Genomic DNA, 16,560 nt, shown 5'->3' with positions numbered 1-16,560 from the left:
GCGCCGTTCACCCGGCGTCCCTTTCTTTTCCGGGAAAGGCGAGCACGTCGGCCGCGTCGGCCGCCGCGCGAACCGCCTTCCCGAAACTCTGCGCCGTCCGCTCGGCGGTCATCTCTTCCACAGGCTCGGCCTGGCCGGTCGTCCCGTTGGCCACCATGCGCACCACGCGCGGCCGCTCCGGCGCCTGGGCCGGTTCTGCATCCGGCAGAAGCCTCGCCACCTGATCGATCGTCATTCGCCGTTCGAGGTCCAGCAGCTCGCGCTGTGCCTTGAGCCACTGGCGGTTCAGACGCGCCTGCTTGCGCGCCTCGTCCATGTTGTTGTATCCGCTCGCATCGATGCACACGGCCTCGGCGATGAAGCGGCCATCGAGGCTGTAGACCGCGACGTTCTGCAGAAGATCTTGCGGATCGAAGCGCACGATCACTTTGCGGCCGGCGACCTCGACGAGCGGCTCCGCCCAATAGCGGTTCTGCCCAAGGTGGATTTCTCCCGAGGGCTTGCGCGCGGTCACGCCCTCCGCTGCCATCAGCATGAGGCGCAGTTGCTGCGGCACGGCGCGCGTGACAATGGTGTCAGGTGCCGCGAGGCTCTCCGCAAAGGTCTGCGCGAAGGAGCGGCCCCGCGCGGTTCCCGTGCGGCGGCCAATGCGATTGTTGTGCCGGGCGATTTCCTTCGCCACGAGGGCCCGGAAGTCCTCAAAGGGAATGGCCTTCGATCCGTAGTTGGCGGGCTTGGCGTCCGGCTTGTTGCCGGTATAGGCGCCGGCGCAGGCGGGATGCTTGGCCACCTCCTCGCAGAGATCGCGGAAGGCCCGCTCGATCGGCTTGGCCTGGCCGTGATAGGGCGTGGTCCAATGGACCTGGACGCCGAGCCTGGTCAGCAGGCCCTCCGGCTCGTCTTCCCGGATCTTGAACCGGAAGCGGGTCTTTATGCGCCCGGTCATCATCTTCGAGGCGAAGGCCCGGCCATTGTCGAGATAGCAGTGCTCGGGGATCCCGAAGCTCTCCATCATGTCGGCAAAGGCGGCGCGCACGAGCGGCCAGCTTTCCGAACGCTCGATCCGGTGGCCGACGATCATCCCGGAATAGAGGTCCTGGAAGGCCACCATGACCGGCCGTCTCACCTCGCCATCAGGCCAGCGCACGAAGACATCGAATGTGTGCCCGTCCCCATTCACCGCTTCCATGGCGTGGAAGACGGAACGGTCGCGCGTCTGGGCGGGGAGGATCTTCGACGCCGCGTCGCGCCCACCGCGCGCCAGCACCCGCGCCCCGCGCGGCACCTCGCGCTCGAGACGGCGCTTGAGTGTCTTCTCCGACGGGATAGGCGACCAGCCGTGCTCGGCAGCCGCGTCCGTCATGCGCCGGTAGCAAGCAGAAAAGGCGGGCTGCTCCGGGCGCAGATAATCCGCCTTGATCATGTCCCAGGCCTGCGGGTGGCAGGCCGCCGTCGCCGTGCGCCCGACGCGCTGGTCGGCGAGCAGCGGCGCCCAGTCGCCTCGCGGTGCGCCGGCAATCCGCCTCTCCCATCCCCAATAGGTGCTCGACGCGATCCCCTGCGGCTCGCAGACGAGGTCGATCGCCAGTTCCTTCGCTGTCCCTGCGGCCTCCAGCGAGCGCACCTGCTCGATAATAGCGAGCTTCTCCAGGGCCTTATTGCGCCGGTGGTCTGACAGCGCCTCCCACCGGTCCCACAGGTCTTGCGTCGACTGCGCCGGCCGCTCGGGCTGCACGACCGTGGGGCCGGTCGAGTACATCCGCGCCACACGAGCACGGGCACGGGCCGGGAGGGCCGAGAAATGCAGTTCGACTCCACCGCCCCGGCCCGAGCGCTTGCGCCAGACGCCGTGGGGATTGTCGTCGGACCATTGCCGCTCGTCGGAGGTCCAGCCGTCGTGCTTCGCCTTATAGAGTATGCCAGCCTTGGTGTGCGGCATCCCCGGCAGCCTCAACGCCGCCAGCTCCGCCGCCGTGTACCATTCCTGTGTGAGCGTCGATCGCATCATCCGCGCACCCCCCGCCTGGCCGCACGCCGTGCCGCATCGAACGCGCCATTGATCTCGTCCCGCCGGTCGGCGAGTTGCCCGACCTCCACCCAGGGCAGCCACCGGTCCTCGATGACGGATTGCCCGAAGATCTCTGCGCCCATCTGGAGCAGGCGGATATCGCCGGTGACATGCACCAGCGCCAGAAGGCGCAGATAGGAGATGGTGTGGGCCTCCCGCGCCGGGCTCGCATAAGCATCGAGCATCGCCCGGCTGACCTCTTCGCCGAGCCAGGCGCTCATGGCCTCCGCGATCTCATCCCGCGTCCGGCCGCTTTCCTTGCAGGTCTCCGAGACCGCCTGGGCGATCCGCGCGCGCATGGAGGACGACCGGACCCGCTTCTCGTCGAAGCGATGCACCAGTTCGGGCGGCTCCCAGGAGAGCAGGTCCAGCGTGCCCCTGTCGCGGCGGTCCCGTGCCATTTAGAGCTCCCCGATCAGATCGTTGAGCTCGCCGCTCTCGGCAAGCTGCTCCAGAAAGGCCCGCTTCGTGGCGGTCGGCGCATGGCGCCAGTGCCGCTTGAGCTTCGCGAGCGGGTCGTCGGTCTTTTCGCGGGGGCGGCCGGAGACATGGGCCAGCGCGGCCTTGATGTCGGGCTCGGCGGCATAAGACTTCGCCACCGTGCGCTGCGCATCGGGCTCCAGCGCCGCCAGCTTCTTGAGCAGGCTCTGATTGTCTGCGTGCTCCGTCCCAGCCAGTGCCTGGCGCAGTTCGGGACGGAGGCGCGCGCCGATATACTGCGCGCGCTTGATCGCGCTCTCGCTGAGGCCCAGCCGCTCGGCAACATGCGCCTTGAAGCCGCTTCCCAGATGCTCCTTGAGAAACTGGGTCAGGTTGACCCGGTTTTTCGGCCGCCCGCCCTTGGCGTTGATTTTCCCGTGCTTGCGCTCCCAGGTCTCGCGGTACTTCATCACGAAGATGGCGCGCTCCAGGGCGGACAGCTCGTTGCGGTGCAGGTTCTCCGCGATCTCGATCAGCAGGGTTTCCTCGCCGTCGGCGCTCGTCACGAACGCATCGACCTCGCGCCAGTCCAGCAGCTCGACGGCGCGCAGCCTGTGTGCGCCCGCGAGCAGCCGGTAGCCGTCGGCCGTGCCCTGCACCGTGATCGGGTTGAGGAGACCGTGCTCGGCCACCGACGTGGAGATCACGAGCGCATGGTCCTCGTCGACTGCCCGCAGCCGTTCGGGAACCTCGATCCGGTCGAGCGGTATGGTCCGGAAACCGTCCTTCAACGAGAACCTCCATTGACGATGAGACATGGCGCGCCCGCAGCCCGGTCGGGAGGCATGAGGGGATGGGCCGCGGACGCGCCGCCCCCTACACTCGGAGCGCTACCAACCGAGTCGGGGAAAACGGACATGAACGATGCGAAAAGGAAGGCCGAAGAGCTTGCCAGGCAGTTCGACAATGCTCTCCAGAGAAAAGAAAATTTATGGCGATACCCGCTGGCCGACGCAGTAGTGACGCTGTTGGAGCAAGGGTCACCCGTAACGGTCGACACCATCATCGCGCGGATGGAGGACCAGGCATCCGAGCGGCCGCAAAACCCGATGTTGCGCGGCGAGATCTTAAAGGGAGCCATCGAGCGCCTCCGCCAGATTGTCAGCAGAAAGGACTAGCAGGAGCACGAGACAGGCCACGTTCTCGTCCTCGAAGGCGCGGATCTTGTCGAGCACGATGCGGAGCCCGACGGTAAGGTCACCGTCGGGCCAGCCTTCTCGCTGCGTCGCGGCCAGCGTCCTCTCCAATAGACCGTCGATGTTGTCGAAGGCATTGTACGTGCGGCGTTTTGCTTGATGGGCTCGCGCCTCTTCCGGAGACAAAAAGGCCGGAGCCTCTAAACCGTGCTTCGCGCGAAGGGCGCGCTCGCGAGCCGCCGCGAATTGGATGACGGTTGAGACGGGATCGTCTTGCGTCATCGCGCCACCCCCTTGTGCGGCGCAGACGACAACTGCCCGAGCGCCATTCGTGCCTCGCGGTACGGCGCATGGCGCGATATCAGATCCGAGACGCAATCCCTGATCGCGTCGAGCTCCGACACTTCGATCGAATTCGCTACCCGGAGTGCACGGCGATAATCTGCCGCCAGCATCGCCTCGGTCACCGTGCTACCTCCCCATGCGCCGCCAGGTCATCGGCCAGCACCTCGCGCACGATCGAGGCCGCGAGCTTGGCCGATGTCGTACCCGCCTCCGCCGCCATCGCGGCGAGCCGCGCCATGTCCTCGTCGGACAACCGCACCGTCACCGTGCGGGCGCGGCGCTCTGGCCGGTCGCCGAACCGCCGCTCGTAGTCCCGCCAGCTCCAGGCCCACCGGGCGCTGTCAGGCTGCGTCGGTCGTTTTGACATTGCCTTGTGCCTTGTGGCCGCTACGATTGGGAACGCGCGTCCAGCCAATGCGCTGGCCGTTCGCGTCGTAGTGTTCGGGAAAGAGTTTCTGCGGTGTGAGGTCGATCGCGTGAGCGAGCGCCTCCTCCAGATGGCTCGATCCGAAGCCTGTTGCCGCTGCCGAGATCGCCTGGCGCGAGCAACCTTCGCGCGCGGCCAACCGGCGGGTCGAAAGACCCCGGATGCGCAACTGGAACATGATCCACGCCCGCCTCACGGCGGGTTCTTTTGGGATGTCATGGATTGCAGGTGCTTTGGACATGGTTTGAATATAACCGTTTTTCCGTTCATTGGTCAAACGGTTTGAACTTTTTACAGTTCATTCGGCGTCCCGCATTCGACGCCAAGGGTTTAACCTGTTGTTTTTGCGTACTTTTTGCAAAACATAAAATGACGTTGCGCTTGAGGGCAAGCAGTTGACGGTTCAGGACGCAAACCGTAAAGCGTTCATAGAGCGCCTCCGTGCACTCCTTGCGGGTCGATCCGCTCGCTCGTTTGCCCTTGAAGCAGGTATCCCCCCCACAACGTTCACTCAGGTCTTAAGCGGAGAGTCTGATCCTCGACGCGCGACGTTGGCAGCGATTGCCAAAGCAGCAAACGTTTCCCTTGACTGGCTGGTGGAGGGCCAAGGGCCAATGCGCAAAGGCGAAGCTGCGGATCCCACGCGCCAAGCGCCTTCCAGCACGCCCGGCATCCAAGCGGCTGTGTTCAAGGAGGTCAGCCGTGCGGTTACGCGCGTTCATGAGGAGGAGGGCGTAAAACTGCCGCCGGACGCACTGTCGGACGAGCTCACGCGCGCTTATAATGCGCTCTTGGAGCGGGCCGAGGACGCCGGCGATCGCGACGAGCTGTTGAGCCTGGTGCCCTGGCTCGAGGCGCGGCTTCGAAAGCGCTTGCGCGAGGCCAGGGCGGCCCCTGGAGACGGTAAACGTCGGGCCTGATGCTCGTCGGCCCACAGTGGTGATTGAATTGCGGCGGGAAAGTGAATGCATCACCGCCATTTGTCGCAGAAGTTAATTCGAATTTCCGGTAATCGCATGGGTAGCAAGAGAATGCCCGAAGTCGGTTGGAAATTTGGTCAGGGTTTCGCGTGCCGGCAACGTTGGCCAGCGCGAAGGAAAGCCGCGTTCATTCATATAGTTAATGGAAGTCTGACCGCCTTGGCGATCGACACCTGTCACGGTCAGAGTTCATGCCGCTAACCCTGACCGAGATACGCGGGGCCACGGCGGGCCTGAGGCGGGAAACGTCGTGGCGGATGATCGTCGGCCACCGGATCGAACGACCGGAGATTTGGCCGAAATTTGTTCGGTGTTCCAGATCGCGTTCACGGACAGCATTGTGGAACATAATGCCGGAATATCAAACGCTTGGCGGAACTCCGAACGAATTGAGCATGATCACGGAGCGCTTCCCACTTATGGCGAGAAACTGCGAACTCGATCTCCCGAAACCGTCGCCATTGAACGCCGGTTTGAAGCCCTTTCGAAGCCCGTCCGAACACTCGCCGCGCCTCCAGCTTCATGTGTCCAAACGCCCCGCGCCTCCAATTTCAAGTGTCCGACCCCGCACAGCACCCCACCGCACCCAATCCCCCGCAACGCCCCGCGTTCCCTATACTTTTCACCAATTCCCGGACGTTCCCGGATATTCCCGGTTACTCCAGTTTGATGTGTCCCCTAACACCCGCGAAAGCGGGGGTCCATGGTCGCGGGTCAACCGGCAATATCGTCGTAGAGATCGCGCCAATCGGCATTGAACCCGCCGATCAGCTCAATCTTCCATGCCCTGTTCCACTTCTTCAGCCGTTTCTCCCGCATGATCGCCTCCGGCATCGTCTCGTGGAACTCGAAGTAAACGAGCATATGAACGCCGTATTGTCTGGTGAACCCTTCGACAGCCCCGGTCTTGTGGGCCCACACGCGCCTCACCAGATCGCTTGTCACGCCAACATAGAGAGTGCCGTTCGGCTTGCTCGCGAGAATATAGACACAAGGCCGTTTCCCGGCGCCGCGCATAGCCCGCCCTCCCGCCGCCGCCCGGAGGGTCAGCTCTTGAGCTGGTAGCCTGTCTTGAAGATCCACCACACGATGGTGAGGCAGAGGCCGAGGAAGACGAGCGTCATGGCGATGCTGATGGCCACGCCCACATCGGCGACGCCGTAGAAGCTCCAGCGGAAGCCGGAGATCAGATAGACGACCGGGTTGAACAGCGTGACCGTCTGCCAGAAGGGCGGCAGCATGTCGATGGAATAGAAGCTGCCGCCGAGGAAGGTCAGCGGCGTGACGATCAGCAGCGGCACGAGCTGGAGCTTCTCGAACCCGTCCGCCCAGATGCCGATGATGAAGCCGAACAGGCTGAAGGTCGCGGCGGTGAGCACGAGGAACAGCAGCATCCAGACCGGATGGGCGATTTCCAATGGCACGAACAGATGCGCCGTCGCGAGGATGATGAGTCCCAGGATGATCGACTTGGTCGCCGCCGCCCCGACATAGGCGATCACGATCTCCAGATAGGAGACGGGCGCGGAGAGCACCTCGTAGATCGTGCCGGTGAATTTCGGGAAATAGATGCCGAACGAGGCGTTGGAGATGCTCTGGGTGAGCAGCGAGAGCATGATCAGCCCCGGCACGATGAACGCGCCGTAGCTCACCCCGTCGATCTCGGTGATGCGCGAGCCGATTGCCGCGCCGAAGACGACGAAATAGAGCGATGTGGAGATGACGGGCGAAACGATGCTCTGCAGGAGCGTGCGCCCGGTGCGCGCCATCTCGAAGCGGTAGATTGCGCGGATTGCCCGGAAATTCATTGCTCTTCCCTCACCAGGCTGACGAAGATCTCCTCCAGCGAGCTCTGCTTCGTGTTCAGATCCCTGAACCGGATGCCCGCCTCGCCGAGATCGGACAGGAGCGCGGTGATCCCCGTGCGCTCGCCCTGTGTGTCGTAGGTATAGACGAGTTCGTGGCCGTCGGCGGCCAGCTGCAACTTGTGGGCGGCGGCGAGGGTCTCCGGAATATGGTCGAGCGGCTCCTGAAGCTGGAGCGTCAGCCGCTTCTCGCCGAGCTTGCGCATGAGCTCGTTCTTCTCCTCGACCAGGATGATCTCGCCCCTATTGATCACCCCCACCCGGTCGGCCATCTCCTCGGCCTCCTCGATATAGTGGGTGGTGAGGATCACGGTCACGCCCGCCTCGCGCAGCGTCCGCACGAGGTTCCACATGTCGCGCCGGAGCTCGACATCCACACCCGCCGTCGGTTCGTCGAGGAACAGGATCTCCGGCTCGTGCGCAAGCGCCTTGGCGATGAGCACGCGCCGCTTCATGCCGCCCGACAGCGTCATGATCCGGGAATTGCGCTTGTCCCACAGCGAGAGGTCCTTCAGCACCTTCTCGATATGGGCCGGATTGCGCTTCTTGCCGAACAGACCGCGGCTGAAGCTGACCGTCGCCCACACCGTCTCGAAGGAATCGGTGGTGAGCTCCTGCGGGACGAGCCCGATCCTGGAGCGTGCCGCGCGGTAGTCGGACACGATGTCGTGGCCGTCGGCCAGCACCGTGCCCTCGCTCGGCATCACGAGGCCGCAGACGATGCTGATCAGTGTCGTCTTGCCGGCACCGTTCGGCCCCAGAAGGGCGAAGATCTCGCCGCGCCCGATTTCCAGATTGATGTCCTTCAACGCCTGGAAGCCGGACTCGTAGGTCTTGGAGAGATGCGAAACCGATATGACCGGATGCATGGCTGGGCGCGCCCTTTTCTGACAGGAGGCGTTTTGCTGGATCCGGCTGTCCCTTGGCGGGCAAACCCGGGTGCGCTGGTTCAGAGGTTCACGGAATATAGGCCGGTTGCAGTCTTGTGCAAGACCGCTCCCGGCGCCGGCCTGCCGGAAAATTGTTTCATGTCATTTCCACCCCGAGCGAAGTGTGCGGATCATGACGCCTTGCGGATCGCACGAGGAGTATCGAGGCATGTCCACGGCCAGGACCGTCGTCGTCATTCAGGGCCATCCCGACCCGGACGGGCGCCATTTCTGCCATGCGCTCGCCGACGCCTATGCGCAAGGGGCGGAGGCGGCCGGGCACAGCGTGCGGCGGATCGATATCGGCCGCCTCGACTTCCCCCTCTTGCGCAACCGCGAGGAGTGGACCGACGGCACGCCGCCGGAGGCCATCCGGCAGTGCCAAGAGGCGATCGGGGCGGCCGATCATCTCGTTATCGTCTATCCCCTCTGGCTCGGCACCCTGCCGGCGCTCCTGAAAGGTTTCCTGGAGCAGGTGCTGCGGCCGGGCTTCGCCATAGAGGGACCGTCGCCGCGCGGGCTCTGGCGCCGGCTGCTCAAGGGCAAGTCGGCCCGTATCGTCGTCACCATGGGCATGCCGGCTCTCGTCTACCGGCTCTGGTACCGGGCCCACAGCCTGAAGAACCTTGAGCGCAACATCCTCAAATTCTGCGGCATCGGGCCGATCTCCGAAAGCCTCGTGGGCACTGTGGAGGGCCGCGCCGCGGCGCGGGAGAAATGGCTCGCCCGCATGCGCACCTATGGCCGCGACGCGCGCTGATGCGGGCCTTGAGCTTGACCTCGCCCGGGCATCGGGCTAGGCGTTAGGGTGACCTTGTGGCGCCGCATTTCCCCAATGCCATATCCGCTCCGGCGCCAATCAACGCTTTCTCCGCCCCCGGCAGGCCATGACACGCGCCTGCCAGCAGCGACTGCCCGGACTATCGGGGCATCGGACCGGTCCGCATGAGCAGGAAGCACATAATCGCGCTGATCGTCGCCTGCGCCCTCTTCATGCAGACGCTGGATTCGACCGTGCTCGGCACGGCGCTGCCCGCCATCGCGGTGGCCTTCGGCGAAAGCCCGGTGACGCTCCATCTCGCGATGACCTCCTATCTCATCGCGCTTGCCGTCTTCATGCCGCTGTCGGGCTGGGTCGCGGACCGCTGGGGCGCGCGCGACGTGTTCCGCCTCGCCATCATCGTCTTCACGCTCGCCTCGATCGCCTGCGGGCTCGCGCCCAATGCGGAGGCGCTGATCCTCGCCCGCGTCGTGCAGGGTCTCGGCGGCGCGATGATGGTGCCCGTCGGCCGCCTCGTGCTGCTGCGCTCCGTGCCCAAGCACGAATATGTCGACGCGCTCGCCTGGGTCACGGTGCCGGCGCTCATGGGCCCGGTGCTCGGCCCTACCGTCGGCGGGCTGCTCACCACCTATGCCTCGTGGCACTGGATCTTCTGGATCAACGTGCCGATGGGGCTCATCGGCCTCGCCATGACCACGATCTTCGTGGACGACATCCGCGAGGACGACGTGCCACCGCTCGACCTGCGCGGCTTCGTGCTCGCCGGCATCGGGATCGCCGGCGTGATGTTCACGCTGGAGACCCTCGGGGACGGCCTCATTCCGGCGGGCTGGACGATGGCGCTCGGGGCCGTCGGCCTCGTCTCCATGGCGCTCTATATCCGGCATGCGCGCCACATTGCCAGCCCGGTGATCGATCTGACCCTTCTGAGGGTCCACACCTTCCGGGCGAGCGTGGCGGGCGGCGCGGTCTTCCGCTTCGGCATCGGGGCGATCCCCTTCCTCCTGCCGCTGCTGCTTCAGGCGGGCTTCGGATACAGCGCCGCGGATGCCGGCCTCGTCACCTCGGCGGCCGCCGCCGGCGCCATCGTCATGAAGGCGCTCGCCGGGCGCATCCTCAGGCTGTTCGGCTTCCGGTCCGTGCTCATCTGGAACGGCGTCCTCAGCGCGGCCTTCATGGCGGCCTGCGCGCTCTTCACCCCCGCGACACCGTGGTGGACGATGGTGCTCGTCCTGCTCGTCGGCGGCTTCTTCCGCTCGCTGCAGTTCACCGGCGTCAACGCGGTCGCCTTCGCCGATGTGGAGCCCGCCGATTTCAGCCAGGCGACGAGCTTCTCCAGCATGATGCAGCAGCTCTCCCTGTCCGTCGGCATCGGCTTCGGCGCCCTGATGCTCACGCTGTCGCAGATGTGGCGGGGCAGCGACACGCTGAGCTACACGGATTTCCCGCCGGCCTTCATCGCGGTCGGGCTGCTGACGGCGGTCTCATCGCTCTTCTTCGTCGGCCTCCACCGCACCGCCGGCGACGAGCTCGCCAAGCGCTCCGCCCCCGCCCCCGCCGGTGCCATGGGCGGCATGGCCGCCCAGCCGCCGCGCGAGGACCCATAGGTCAGATTGCAGTCAGGTCGAATCAGTATTCCTTCCCGCTCATCCCGGCGCAAGCCGGGATGAGCGGGGTGTGTGTCCACTTGAATGAAATCGCCCCCCGGGGGGTCAGTCGCCGGACCGGTCCCGGCCGCGGAAGCCGGTCGCCAGCACGTAGAGCTCCGCCGATTCGGGCCGGCTCGCCTTCGGCTTGACGTGGCGGACGGTCGTGAAGTCGCGCTTCATCTCCGCCAGCAGCTCGTGCTCGGTTCCACCCTGGAACACCTTGGCGAGGAACGCCCCGCCGGGCGCCAGCACCTCGCGGGCGAAGTCCAGCGCCGCCTCGCACAGCGCCATGATCTTCAGATGGTCCGTCTTGCGATGGCCCGTCGCGGGCGCCGCCATGTCGGACATGACGAGGTCGGCCTCGCCCTTCAGGGCATCGACGATCCGGTCCGGCGCGTCCTCGACCAGGAAATCCGCCTCGATGCAGATGGCTCCCTCCACCGGCTCGAACGGATTGATGTCGAGCGCGACGACGCGGCCCTTGCCGTCGAGCGCGCCCGTTCGCGCCACCGCCACCTGCGCCCAGCCGCCGGGCGCCGCGCCCAGATCGACCACCCGGCCGCCGGGTTTGAGAAGCTCGTATCTGTCGTCGATCTCGATCAGCTTGAAGGCCGCGCGCGAGCGGTAACCCTGGCGCCTGGCCTCGGCGACATAGGGATCGTTGAGCTGGCGCTCGAGCCAGCGGGTGGAGGAGATCTTGCGGCGGCGCGCGGTGCGCACCTTCACCCGGAGGTCGCGGGCCGCCCCGGGGCCCGTGCCCGTGCCGTGGCCGCGCGAGGACCCGCGCGGCGGCTTCCTGCGCCCTGAACTCATCGTTGCGTCCCCCGCCCGTTCGTCGCAGGCCTGCGCCGGCTGCCCGGCCCCGTCCCGAAGGTCCCGTCTTCCTGCATCAGCTTGGTGAGGATACCCTCGCGCAAGCCCCGGTCGGCCACCCGGATGCGCCGTTCCGGCCAGATGGTCTGGATACCCGCGAGGATGGCGCAGCCGGCAAGCACCAGATCGGCGCGGTCATGGCCGATACACGGGCTCGATGCGCGCCCCTCGTAGTCGAGCGCCAGAAGCCCCTCCGTCACCGTGGTGACGTTGTGCGCACTGAGCCAGCATCCATCCACCCGGGACCGGTCGTAGCGCTCAAGCCCCAGATGGACACCGGCAATGGTTGTGACGGTGCCCGAGGTGCCGAGCAGATGGTCGGGCAGGTCTCCCGCCGTTTCGGGAACCGTCTCGGCGAATCTCGTGAGCAGCGGGGTAACCGTGGACACCATTCCCTCGAAGTTCTCCGGCGACACGGTGAAGCCGCCGAAGCGTTCCGCGAGCGTCACGACGCCGAGCGGCATGGATGTCCACGAGGCGATGTCGTAGCCGCGCTCGCCCACTGTCAGCCACATGAGTTCCGTCGACCCGCCGCCAATATCGAAGACGAGCGCGGAGCGGCAATCGGGCGCGATCAGCGATGCGGAGCCGGCGACCGCAAGCCCGGCCTCGGTCTCCCGGTCGATGATCTCCAGCCTGAGCCCGGTCTCCTCGTGGACGCGCGCGATGAACTCCGCGCCGTTCTCCGCCGCCCTGCAGGCCTCCGTCGCGATCAGCCGCGCGCGCGACACGCGCCGCCAGGCGAGCTTGCGCGCGCACACCTTCAGCGCCTCGACCGTGCGGTCCATGGCGGCCTCGCTCAGCCGTCCCGTGCGCGAGACGCCCTCGCCCAGCCGGACGATTCGCGAAAAGGCGTCGATGACCTTGAAGCCGCCCGGCGCGGGCCGGGCCACGAGCAGGCGGCAATTGTTCGTGCCGAGGTCGAGCGCGCCATAGACAGGGACGTCCTGCCCCTGCCGCGGCCGCCTGCCACGCCGGCGCCGCCGGCGCTGCGCCGGACGTTCGCCCTCCTTGACCGCGACACCCGCCTGACGCGTATCGCGCACCTCCGGCTCGCCCGGTTTCGCGCCGGGGTCTGCCGCAGGAGCCGTTTCCGCTGAAGCCGTCTGTTGCACCGCCTTCGGCGGCACGCCGTTCAATGCCCTGTCGCCACCGTGGCCCTGCCGGGCACGGCGCCGCTTACGATGTCGCCGGCGCGCGCCCTTCCGCGCATCGTCCGGCCCGCTGTTCGCGTCCACGATCTGCCTATCCGGCAGCGCGCTGCCCGCACCTCAACTCGTTCGAGGAGGGGGCTGGCGCCATGCCGCCCTAGAGTTCCTTAAGTCGCTGGCCAGTGTAGCAGTTTCGCCGTCGCCGTAAAGCTGGCACGGCGCGCGATCCGCGATGTGCGTTCAGGTGCCGTAACCCTCGATGAAGTCCCTGAAGATCCAGCCCCTCCGGCCGTCGAAGGTCACCTCGCACCACAGGTTGCAGCCTATGACGCCGACACGTTCACCGCCCGGCACGATCAGGAGCGCGGGCGCCTCGTTGACGGGGCTCGCGCGCATGTTGACATCGGTGGTGACGCGTGCCGACCGCGTCTGCGGCGACGCCGCTGCGCCCTCCGCGCGGCTTGCCGCGCCGTCCGTCTCCTGCGGTGGCGGCTGCTGCGGCGCCGGTTCCGCCTCGCCAGTCCCGGAGGATGCACCTTCGGGCAGCGCAGCCTCGGGCGACGGCATCTCGACGGGCATCGTCGCCCCTGCCGGCTCCTCAGGCCTGACGGGGGCGGCGCTCTTCGTCACCACGCTCATCCGCTGCGTGTCGATCAGGGCCGGAAGCGCGTCGGGGTCGAGCCTTGCGGGAGGCGGGGCGGGCTTCGCCCTCGGCACCAGGATCGGGGCGGGGTCGGCATCTGCGACCGCGACCGCGGGCTGCGGCGCATCGAGCGCCCTGAGCTGGAACACCACGACACCGCCGCCGATCACGCCGACAAGGATGGCGAGCACGGTCATGCGCAGCATCAGCGCGCGTCTTTGCCGGCCGTCGCCGGCCGCATCCAAGCCCGGCCAGTCGCCGGAAATGCGCTCGCGCCCCGGCACCGCTCCCATATCGAGCCGCGGCAGGCCGCCGCTTTGCGCGCGATCTCTCCTGCCCCCGAATACCGGCTCCTGCGCCCCCGGGCTGGCCGACAGCACGGCCGGCGCCGCTCGTCGGCGGGCCGGAGCGGGTGCCGGCTCTTCGGCGTCCATCCGATCCGGATGTGCCTCGCGGCTCGCCGGTGCCCGGTCTTGCGGCGGCTCTTCTTCTGTCGTCTGGTCCGGCCAAACCGGAACGGGCGCCGGCGTCTCCGCTCCCATTCCGTCCGGTCGTTCGGCCTCGCTCACCGGCGTCCGCCGTTGCGGCGGCTCGGTCCGATCCGGCTCCCGGTCGTCCCTCCCGGTTCCTGTTTCCGCATGATGCGAGCCTGCGTCGCGCCGGCGCCCGATGCGGGCACCCTTGCCCAAAAGCTTTCCCGCAACGTCGATGTCGGGTGGCCCGGTCCGCGCCAGGCGGGTGCCGTTCAGGCCACGCCGGGCCTCTTCTTCGTTCCCGCCGGCATCCGCGACTGCCGAGCCTTCAAGGCGTTCCGAAGACATCCACTCCCGTTCCGATCCATGGGTTCGATCATCGCAGGGTCGGCGAAGAATGCGGCATGGCGTTGCCGGAAAAGCGGCTGTCTGATGGCAGGACCACCGCATCCCCTGCCAGGAAGGGCGGTGGAATCGGCGGACCTGCGAGATCGTCGCCCTCTCCGAAGGCTCCCGCCGTCCCCGGGAGGACCGGCTTGGGGCGCGGCAGGGCCACCATCTCCCCCGTCCGGGGCATCCGGGAAGCATGGGCCGGAGCGGCAACGGCGGGAGAGAACCGGGAGACGGTCACGAACGGCCCGTCCGCCGCCCGGGCCGGCCCCGCGACACCCGCCTGAATGACGGATCCGGGCGGCACCGCCGTGTCGGGCAACTGGAGCCGGGCAGCGACCCCCCATGCCGCAACCGCCACGACGATGGCGGCAAACACGCCAAGACCGAGGCCCGGTCCCCGGCCCCGCCATCGCGAACCGGAGGCCTCGGGAAACGGCCAGTCCCCGGGAGGCGCCTCGTCGCGCACCCGGACGCACAGGCCCCACCCGCCCTGCGCATCGCCGATATGCCAGACCGGCTTGTCGTCGAGGACGAGGTCACGGCGGCGCGCTGGCGGCGATCCTTCGCTCCTGCAGCCCGCCCCGCCAAGACGGGGCAGCCGATGGAGCGATACGACGCGCCCCTCCTCCGGGGGCTTGTCCGCCCCCATGGCCAACCGGGCGAGACCGTCGGCGAACGCGACGAGATCGTCATCGTCCGGCGCCGGACCGCCACGCGCCCCGACATCGCGCCGCGAAGGCGCGCAAGCGGTTGGTGACGCCGCTACGACCGCGCCAGACCAACCGCCGGGCGTTGCAGCGAGCCTGTTCCGCACCGCCGCGCCCACCCTGTCCATCGTCGCGGCGTCCATGCTGTCCGCCCGGGCGCCCGATCCGGCCCTTCGCGGCGTGGCCGTCGCCCTGCCAGCCATATCGGCACCGGACATCTCTCTTGCTCCACATCGGGCTTTCGCTTTCGATCCGGCGCGTCATCCCACGCCGGGACGACAGGATTTTGGCAACTATGAGTTGCATTCGGGGCAAAACTCCGGAGTTTCCGTGGTTGGTGCGGACATAGGCAAGGCGAAACGCCAGCTCCCGAAAGGCCCGGCCCCGCCTTTCCGTGGCCGGAATTCATTCCGGGGGTTGACGGCGGGAGAAAGCTTAGAGATATAGAGGCCCTCCGTTGGGGGATCGTCTAACGGTAGGACAGCGGACTCTGACTCCGCCAGTGGAGGTTCGAATCCTCCTCCCCCAGCCACTTAAAAGCGCGAATTTCTGCGTTTTCCACTCGGACAAGCCGGACAAAAGCGAACAGGCCGACAGCGCTGCCGCACAATTGCGGACACAGCGCGGCACAACAGATCGCCTCCTGTTCCCGCGAGCCGCCATGCGCAGGCACATATGGCCGGTTCGGGCGGCCGTTCCCGCGCACCCATCCAGCCTCATTCGCAGATGACTGCGTTTCCCCTATCCGGACTTGTGAAACAGGTGCGTGGCGTTGAACAGCTGTTCCAGCCGCTCGTAGCGGTCGCGGATGCGTGGCCAGCATTCCTCCTGGACGGCCGCGATCAACGCCTCGAGCAGCATCATCGTGGCGACATTCGAGTCCCATGCGGACGGGATCTCCACCCAGCAGGTAAAGGTGTGTTCGGCATGCTCGGCCGCCGGACTGACCCACTGATCGGTGATCAGCACCACGTGCACGCCATGGTCGGCGGCGATCTCGGCCAGCCGGATCAGATTCGTCTCGTAGCGCCGGATATCGAACATCATGAGGATGTCGCCCTCCTCCATGTCCAGCACGTAGTGCGGCCAGGTGGCCGATGACGGCGTCATGTGCGTGACGCGCTCGCGCACGGCCTGGAAATGGGTGAAGGCATAGCCGGCCAGCGCCTGCGTGATGCGTCCGCCCACGACATAGAGATGGGCGTCGGTATCCGACAGCAAGCGCGCGGCGGCGTCGAACTGCTCGGTGTCGATATTGGCGAAAGTCTGGCCGATATTCTGCGTCACCGTCTCCGCGAAGCGGTTGAGGTGATGCGTCTCGGGCGCCTCCGACGCCCAGTTGGCGCGGCGCTGCGTCGGCCCCGACGCCTTGGCCTCCAGCTCCTGGAGCAGCGCCTGGTGGAACTGGGGATAGCCCTTGAACCCCAGCTTGTTCACCATCCGCGCGACCGTGGGCACCGACACGTCCGCATTGCCCGCCGCGGCCGTGATCGAGGCCAGGCCCGCGGAGGGATAATTGTCCAGCAGGGCCTGCGCGAATTTGCGCTCCGACCGGGTCAGCGACTGATAGTTCGCGCGGATCAGATCGCGCACGGTGCGCATTGTCTTGGGCAAGGCACGCCCCTCTTTCTGTCCTCCCCGGTGCCGACTTCGGCACGTC

19 protein-coding genes, 1 tRNA gene and 1 pseudogene are annotated in these 16,560 nt (G+C 66.9%); 6 read left to right on the top strand and 15 right to left on the bottom strand.

Going from position 1 to position 16,560, the window contains the following annotated elements:
* Positions 1 to 7: 7 nt before the first annotated feature.
* The 3 genes from HW532_RS18410 to HW532_RS18400 are packed head-to-tail and all read right to left on the bottom strand — an operon-like array spanning position 8 to position 3,279.
* Entirely contained in the window at positions 8 to 2,008 is a 2,001-nt protein-coding gene (locus tag HW532_RS18410) for a transposase domain-containing protein (RefSeq protein WP_246479297.1), read from the bottom strand.
* On the bottom strand, positions 2,005 to 2,469 hold the full coding sequence (locus HW532_RS18405) for a DNA transposition protein (RefSeq protein WP_213161857.1): 465 nt from the start codon (positions 2,467 to 2,469) through the stop codon (positions 2,005 to 2,007). Before HW532_RS18405 ends, HW532_RS18410 begins: the two co-directional genes overlap by 4 nt.
* Positions 2,470 to 3,279: a ParB/RepB/Spo0J family partition protein gene (locus HW532_RS18400; protein ID WP_213161856.1), complete on the bottom strand. Its 810-nt coding sequence runs from the start codon at positions 3,277 to 3,279 to the stop codon at positions 2,470 to 2,472.
* A 126-nt stretch (positions 3,280 to 3,405) separates the two neighbouring features.
* On the opposite strand from HW532_RS18400, the gene HW532_RS18395 reads away from it, so the two are divergent.
* Positions 3,406 to 3,666 (top strand): hypothetical protein, encoded by a 261-nt coding sequence (locus HW532_RS18395; RefSeq protein ID WP_213161855.1) that lies wholly within the window; start codon positions 3,406 to 3,408, stop codon positions 3,664 to 3,666.
* Here the strand turns inward: HW532_RS18395 and HW532_RS18390 are convergent.
* Genes HW532_RS18390 through HW532_RS18375 form a run of 4 tightly spaced genes read right to left on the bottom strand, consistent with a single transcriptional unit; the run spans position 3,616 to position 4,634 of the window.
* Positions 3,616 to 3,966 (bottom strand): hypothetical protein, encoded by a 351-nt coding sequence (locus tag HW532_RS18390; protein ID WP_213161854.1) that lies wholly within the window; start codon positions 3,964 to 3,966, stop codon positions 3,616 to 3,618. The genes HW532_RS18395 and HW532_RS18390 overlap by 51 nt on opposite strands.
* Positions 3,963 to 4,151 carry a hypothetical protein gene (locus HW532_RS18385; protein ID WP_213161853.1) on the bottom strand — a complete coding sequence of 63 codons (189 nt, stop codon included), beginning with the start codon at positions 4,149 to 4,151 and terminating at the stop codon, positions 3,963 to 3,965. The genes HW532_RS18390 and HW532_RS18385 overlap by 4 nt, the downstream gene beginning before the upstream one ends.
* The gene (locus HW532_RS18380) at positions 4,148 to 4,396 is read right to left on the bottom strand and encodes a hypothetical protein (protein WP_213161852.1); all 249 of its coding nucleotides are present in this window, start codon (positions 4,394 to 4,396) and stop codon (positions 4,148 to 4,150) included. Before HW532_RS18380 ends, HW532_RS18385 begins: the two co-directional genes overlap by 4 nt.
* Positions 4,371 to 4,634, bottom strand: a complete 264-nt coding sequence (locus tag HW532_RS18375) for a helix-turn-helix domain-containing protein (RefSeq protein ID WP_213161851.1) — start codon at positions 4,632 to 4,634, stop codon at positions 4,371 to 4,373. Before HW532_RS18375 ends, HW532_RS18380 begins: the two co-directional genes overlap by 26 nt.
* Before the next feature lie 217 nt (positions 4,635 to 4,851).
* Between HW532_RS18375 and HW532_RS22560 the strand changes: the two are divergent.
* Positions 4,852 to 4,992, top strand: a pseudogene (locus tag HW532_RS22560) (hypothetical protein); the annotation flags it as partial.
* A 78-nt stretch (positions 4,993 to 5,070) separates the two neighbouring features.
* Positions 5,071 to 5,376, top strand: coding sequence for a hypothetical protein (locus HW532_RS22215; protein ID WP_246479296.1), 306 nt, complete (start codon positions 5,071 to 5,073; stop codon positions 5,374 to 5,376).
* A gap of 774 nt (positions 5,377 to 6,150) precedes the next feature.
* On the opposite strand, the gene HW532_RS18365 is transcribed toward HW532_RS22215, so the two are convergent.
* The 3 genes from HW532_RS18365 to HW532_RS18355 are packed head-to-tail and all read right to left on the bottom strand — an operon-like array spanning position 6,151 to position 8,170.
* Positions 6,151 to 6,453: a GIY-YIG nuclease family protein gene (locus HW532_RS18365; protein ID WP_213161849.1), complete on the bottom strand. Its 303-nt coding sequence runs from the start codon at positions 6,451 to 6,453 to the stop codon at positions 6,151 to 6,153.
* A 29-nt stretch (positions 6,454 to 6,482) separates the two neighbouring features.
* Positions 6,483 to 7,244, bottom strand: coding sequence for an ABC transporter permease (locus HW532_RS18360; RefSeq protein WP_213161848.1), 762 nt, complete (start codon positions 7,242 to 7,244; stop codon positions 6,483 to 6,485).
* Positions 7,241 to 8,170, bottom strand: coding sequence for an ABC transporter ATP-binding protein (locus HW532_RS18355; RefSeq protein WP_213161847.1), 930 nt, complete (start codon positions 8,168 to 8,170; stop codon positions 7,241 to 7,243). The genes HW532_RS18360 and HW532_RS18355 overlap by 4 nt, the downstream gene beginning before the upstream one ends.
* 229 nt (positions 8,171 to 8,399) lie before the next feature.
* Between HW532_RS18355 and HW532_RS18350 the strand changes: the two genes are divergently transcribed.
* Both HW532_RS18350 and HW532_RS18345 read left to right on the top strand, forming a co-directional pair.
* The gene (locus HW532_RS18350; RefSeq protein WP_213161846.1) at positions 8,400 to 8,990 is read left to right on the top strand and encodes an NAD(P)H-dependent oxidoreductase; all 591 of its coding nucleotides are present in this window, start codon (positions 8,400 to 8,402) and stop codon (positions 8,988 to 8,990) included.
* Positions 8,991 to 9,175: 185 nt separating this feature from the next.
* Entirely contained in the window at positions 9,176 to 10,618 is a 1,443-nt protein-coding gene (locus HW532_RS18345; RefSeq protein WP_246479295.1) for a DHA2 family efflux MFS transporter permease subunit, read from the top strand.
* A gap of 105 nt (positions 10,619 to 10,723) precedes the next feature.
* Here HW532_RS18345 and HW532_RS18340 read toward each other — a convergent pair whose 3' ends face one another.
* The 4 genes from HW532_RS18340 to HW532_RS18325 form a co-directional block, all read right to left on the bottom strand.
* The gene (locus HW532_RS18340; protein WP_213161845.1) at positions 10,724 to 11,473 is read right to left on the bottom strand and encodes an RlmE family RNA methyltransferase; all 750 of its coding nucleotides are present in this window, start codon (positions 11,471 to 11,473) and stop codon (positions 10,724 to 10,726) included.
* Positions 11,470 to 12,771, bottom strand: a complete 1,302-nt coding sequence (locus tag HW532_RS18335; RefSeq protein WP_246479294.1) for a Ppx/GppA phosphatase family protein — start codon at positions 12,769 to 12,771, stop codon at positions 11,470 to 11,472. The genes HW532_RS18340 and HW532_RS18335 overlap by 4 nt, the downstream gene beginning before the upstream one ends.
* 153 nt (positions 12,772 to 12,924) lie before the next feature.
* The gene (locus HW532_RS18330; RefSeq protein WP_213161844.1) at positions 12,925 to 13,707 is read right to left on the bottom strand and encodes an SH3 domain-containing protein; all 783 of its coding nucleotides are present in this window, start codon (positions 13,705 to 13,707) and stop codon (positions 12,925 to 12,927) included.
* Between the two features lie 469 nt (positions 13,708 to 14,176).
* Positions 14,177 to 15,043 carry a hypothetical protein gene (locus tag HW532_RS18325; protein WP_213161843.1) on the bottom strand — a complete coding sequence of 289 codons (867 nt, stop codon included), beginning with the start codon at positions 15,041 to 15,043 and terminating at the stop codon, positions 14,177 to 14,179.
* Between the two features lie 315 nt (positions 15,044 to 15,358).
* Here HW532_RS18325 and HW532_RS18320 point away from each other — a divergent pair.
* A tRNA-Gln gene (locus tag HW532_RS18320) sits at positions 15,359 to 15,432 on the top strand.
* A 209-nt stretch (positions 15,433 to 15,641) separates the two neighbouring features.
* Here the strand turns inward: HW532_RS18320 and HW532_RS18315 are convergent.
* On the bottom strand, positions 15,642 to 16,514 hold the full coding sequence (locus tag HW532_RS18315; protein WP_343068633.1) for a MurR/RpiR family transcriptional regulator: 873 nt from the start codon (positions 16,512 to 16,514) through the stop codon (positions 15,642 to 15,644).
* Positions 16,515 to 16,560 lie beyond the last annotated feature (46 nt).

Origin of the sequence: Kaustia mangrovi (genome assembly GCF_015482775.1) — a bacterium.
GTDB lineage: Bacteria > Pseudomonadota > Alphaproteobacteria > Rhizobiales > Im1 > Kaustia > Kaustia mangrovi.
This window is presented reverse-complemented; position numbering and strand designations above follow the sequence as displayed.

Excerpts from the sequence above, each read along its gene's own strand:
- HW532_RS18410 (WP_246479297.1), bottom strand. The coding sequence starts at position 2,008 with ATGATGCGATCGACGCTCACACAGGAATGGTACACGGCGGCGGAGCTG.
- HW532_RS18405 (WP_213161857.1), bottom strand. The coding sequence starts at position 2,469 with ATGGCACGGGACCGCCGCGACAGGGGCACGCTGGACCTGCTCTCCTGG.
- HW532_RS18395 (WP_213161855.1), top strand. The coding sequence starts at position 3,406 with ATGAACGATGCGAAAAGGAAGGCCGAAGAGCTTGCCAGGCAGTTCGAC.
- HW532_RS18390 (WP_213161854.1), bottom strand. The coding sequence starts at position 3,966 with ATGACGCAAGACGATCCCGTCTCAACCGTCATCCAATTCGCGGCGGCT.
- HW532_RS18380 (WP_213161852.1), bottom strand. The coding sequence starts at position 4,396 with ATGTCAAAACGACCGACGCAGCCTGACAGCGCCCGGTGGGCCTGGAGC.
- HW532_RS18375 (WP_213161851.1), bottom strand. The coding sequence starts at position 4,634 with ATGTTCCAGTTGCGCATCCGGGGTCTTTCGACCCGCCGGTTGGCCGCG.
- HW532_RS22215 (WP_246479296.1), top strand. The coding sequence starts at position 5,071 with ATGCGCAAAGGCGAAGCTGCGGATCCCACGCGCCAAGCGCCTTCCAGC.
- HW532_RS18365 (WP_213161849.1), bottom strand. The coding sequence starts at position 6,453 with ATGCGCGGCGCCGGGAAACGGCCTTGTGTCTATATTCTCGCGAGCAAG.
- HW532_RS18360 (WP_213161848.1), bottom strand. The coding sequence starts at position 7,244 with ATGAATTTCCGGGCAATCCGCGCAATCTACCGCTTCGAGATGGCGCGC.
- HW532_RS18355 (WP_213161847.1), bottom strand. The coding sequence starts at position 8,170 with ATGCATCCGGTCATATCGGTTTCGCATCTCTCCAAGACCTACGAGTCC.
- HW532_RS18350 (WP_213161846.1), top strand. The coding sequence starts at position 8,400 with ATGTCCACGGCCAGGACCGTCGTCGTCATTCAGGGCCATCCCGACCCG.
- HW532_RS18345 (WP_246479295.1), top strand. The coding sequence starts at position 9,176 with ATGAGCAGGAAGCACATAATCGCGCTGATCGTCGCCTGCGCCCTCTTC.
- HW532_RS18340 (WP_213161845.1), bottom strand. The coding sequence starts at position 11,473 with ATGAGTTCAGGGCGCAGGAAGCCGCCGCGCGGGTCCTCGCGCGGCCAC.
- HW532_RS18325 (WP_213161843.1), bottom strand. The coding sequence starts at position 15,043 with ATGGACGCCGCGACGATGGACAGGGTGGGCGCGGCGGTGCGGAACAGG.